Raw genomic sequence first — 3,571 nt, 5'->3', positions numbered from 1 at the left:
AATCTCCAAATGTGTCGGAGCCGGAACGAACCGGCACACGGAGACTCAACGATGCGTATTTTGGAAAAGCTTGCCAGTGGCTTGATCGCCGCCGCAGGCGTCGCGCTGTTGGTTGAGGTGACGTTGATCCTCTGACCTGTCAGCCCAACCGCCCCTTCTTATGTCGGGGCGGCCAGGGCCGACGGGATCAATCGACCTGACGTTCCAGCCACTTAGCTGCGTGCGTGATGGGGTCCTTTTCCCCCGTAGGAATTCGAATATCAGGCGCGATGCCATCCGGATCAACCCGATCACCGGGCAGACGCAGCGTCCGCGATGTCGCCCATTGCAGCCGAAAGCGCCCCGACGGGGTCGGCATGCCGACAACATTCGCGAAATCGAGCACACCGGCTGAATTGCTCTGGCCCATCAGCGTCACCTTGCCGCTTTGCCGCAGCGCCAGCAGGAATTGCTCGGCAGTACTCCCGGCACCGTCGACCAGCACGGCGACTCGCTTCGGATATGGCACAACTGTCGGCAGCCGGTCGATCGAGAAGGGCAGCGGATCAGGCCGGAAGTAGCCTCCGAAATTGCCCGCCATCTGCTTGTTCGGTATGTCCAAATTCGCGGCTACGTCGGGTGCCTCGACGCGAATATCGTCGGCGACTTTGCGGCGTAGCGCGATGTTGTCCTGGCTCGCGCGCATTTCGATCCCGATCGTATAGACCGGGCGCGTGTAGACGAGCGGCAGCAGCGGCTCGCACACAAAATCGCTCCCCCCGCCATTGCCACGCAGGTCAATCACCAGATTGGGAGTCTTGTCGATCTGGGCCTTGTGCGCGGCGAGCAGCGCCTTCAACGGCGCAGCGCGGCTCGGGTCGAAATCCGGGATGCGCAACCATAGCGTTTTCGGAGAAAGCGCCTTGAGGAAAAGGTCGTCCGACGGGAATTGCCGTGCGACGATGTCGGCGTCCGCCACGACAGGCAATTCGCGCGCCCACGTCCCCCAGCCGGTTACGGCGATAGCGGCACCCGCCGCGACGAGCTCGGCTCCAACCTTCTCTTCACCGTGCGCGCCGGTCCGATAGAGCATCTGAAGCGCTCCGGCGGCATCGCGCGTGATCTCCGCCTTGATCTGCCCGGGATGCCAGTTTCCGGCCATCGTGGTGAGCACGGCTGCGGTGAATACGCGAGCGTTTCCTGGATCCCGCAAGATCGCGACGCGATAGCGGTCGCCGCCGATCCGCCAGATACCCTCGATCGGATCACGCGTCTTGCCCAGCGCAGCAAACCGCGCCCGCGCCTGTGCTTCGGTTAGCGGGCGCGATGGATAGTTTTGCGTCACCACCGCCGCGCTTGCCGGGGCCGAAGGCGCCGGTTGCGCAAAGACGCGGATATGGCGATCCTTGAAGAAATCGACCCATTCGACGAGCAACGCGGTAAGTTCGGCATCGCTCGCGGTCGCGGCCTTGGCGCGCAATTGCGCGGTCAAAGCGGCGAGCTGCGCGCGTGTGGCGGGGGTTACCTTGGTATCCCAGCCAGCATAGTTCGCGGTAATCTTGTCGACCACGAAATCGAAGTCGCGCAGATTGGTCGTGGCGCGATCCGCTGGCGGTGCCTCCTGTGCCGCGACGATCATGGGTGAGACCACACCGATCGCCGCAAGCGCAGAAAATGCCGTCAGAAAAGCCCCAAAACCCCGCATACTTCCCCCCGAAAGCCCCGAACGATTATCCCCACGCGCCCTTCATTTTCTTGAAAAATCCGCTGGTCTGCGGGCATTCCTTGCCGGTTTCGGTCGCGCGGAATTCCTCAAGCAATTCGCGCTGACGGCCAGTCAGGTTGCTCGGCGTTTCGACTTCGATGCGGATGACGAGATCGCCGCGCCCGCGCCCCTGCAACACCGGCATGCCCGCGCCACGCTGCCGCAATTCGCGGCCGCTTTGCGTGCCCGCCGGAATTTTGATCGGATGGCGGACGCCATCGGGGCCCGGAATATGGATTTCCCCGCCAAGCGAGGCGGTGGTGAAGCTGATCGGGGTGCGCGCGAACAGGGTCGTCCCGTCGCGTTCGAACAGCGGATGCCGCGCGACGTGGAGGAAAATGTAGAGGTCGCCAGCGGGCGCACCGCGCAAGCCGGCTTCGCCCTCTCCGGTCAAGCGGACGCGCGTGCCCTCATCGACGCCGGGCGGAATGTTGACGGCGCGCGTCTTGGTCTTGTCGACGCGCCCCTCACCCCGGCAATTGCCGCACGGATCGGCGATCGTCTGGCCGGCACCGTGGCAGGACGGGCAGGTCCGCTCGACCACGAAAAAGCCTTGCTGCGCGCGCACCTTGCCGTGGCCGTGGCACGTCGCGCACGCTTTGGCCGAGGTCCCCTTGGTCGCGCCGCTGCCGTTGCAGATATCGCACACGCCGGTGACATCGATCGTGATTTCGGTCGATTTGCCGTGGAAGGCGTCTTCGAGCGAGATTTCCATGTCGTAGCGCAAGTCCGCGCCACGCCGCGGCGCGGCCGCGCCGCCGCGCTGGCCACCCATAAACTCGCCGAAGATGTTTTCGAAAATATCCGAAAACGCGCTAAAATCCTGCGCGCCACCGCCGCCACCGCCGCCCTGCTGCTTGAACGCGGCATGGCCATAGCGATCATAGGCCGCGCGCTTTTGCGGGTCCTTCAGACAGTCATAGGCTTCGCTGATCGACTTGAAGCGCGCCTCGGAATCGCTGCAGCCGGGATTTTTGTCCGGATGGTAGCGCATCGCAAGGCGGCGATAGGACGATTTGAGCGTGCCATCGTCGGCATTGCGCTCGCATTCCAGCAGCTCGTAGAAATCAACTTCGGTCGTCATACTCGGCCCCAGCCCTGCCCGTCATCCGCGCCACTAGTGCACGGATGACGGGAGGTGCGCATCAGTTTTTACGCTTTGGTATCATCGACTTCGGAGAATTCCGCGTCGACCACGTCCTCCTTCGGCGCGTCTGCACCCGGTGCAGGCGATGCCTCGGCCTGCGCCTGCTTCTCGTAGATCGCCTGGCCAAGCTTCATCGCGACCTGCTGGAACTTCTCGCTTTCGGCCTTCATCGCCGCCGCATCGTCGCCTTCAAGCACGGTCTTGGCAGCGACGATCGCCGCCTCGATTTCGCCCTTCAACGCCGCGTCGACCTTGTCGCCATTGTCGGCCAGCTGACGCTCGGTCGTGTGGACCAACCCGTCGAGCGTGTTGCGCGCTTCGGCCGCCTCGCGCCGCTTCTTGTCGTCCTCGGCAAACTGCTCGGCATCGCGCACCATTTGCTCGATGTCGCGCTCGGACAGGCCACCCGAGGCCTGGATGCGGATCTGCTGCTCCTTGCCCGTCCCCTTGTCCTTGGCGGAGACGTTGACGAGACCGTTGGCATCGATGTCGAACGTAACCTCGATCTGCGGCACGCCGCGCGGTGCGGACGGGATCCCGACCAGGTCGAACTGGCCAAGCATCTTGTTATCCGCCGCCATTTCGCGCTCGCCCTGGAACACGCGGATGGTGACCGCCTGCTGGTTGTCGTCGGCGGTCGAATAGGTCTGCGACTTCTTGGTCGGGATCGTGGTGTTGCG

At 63.9% G+C, this 3,571-nt stretch carries 3 protein-coding genes; all 3 read right to left on the bottom strand.

Annotated features, from left to right (window positions below):
* Window positions 1–187: 187 nt before the first annotated feature.
* Window positions 188–1,630, bottom strand: coding sequence for a S41 family peptidase (locus tag ABWP09_RS12210; protein WP_353205404.1), 1,443 nt, complete (start codon window positions 1,628–1,630; stop codon window positions 188–190).
* A 79-nt stretch (window positions 1,631–1,709) separates the two neighbouring features.
* A complete protein-coding gene (dnaJ, locus tag ABWP09_RS12205) occupies window positions 1,710–2,828 on the bottom strand; it encodes a molecular chaperone DnaJ (RefSeq protein WP_353205403.1) in 1,119 nt (372 codons plus the stop codon).
* 68 nt (window positions 2,829–2,896) lie between these two features.
* On the bottom strand, window positions 2,897–3,571 hold a 675-nt coding region (locus tag ABWP09_RS12200), incomplete at its 5' end, for an Hsp70 family protein (RefSeq protein WP_353205402.1).

Source organism: Sphingomonas sp. (genome assembly GCF_040398505.1).
Lineage (GTDB): Bacteria > Pseudomonadota > Alphaproteobacteria > Sphingomonadales > Sphingomonadaceae > Sphingomonas.
Note: the sequence above shows the minus strand (reverse complement) of the source record. Positions and strands in the feature narration are given on the sequence as shown.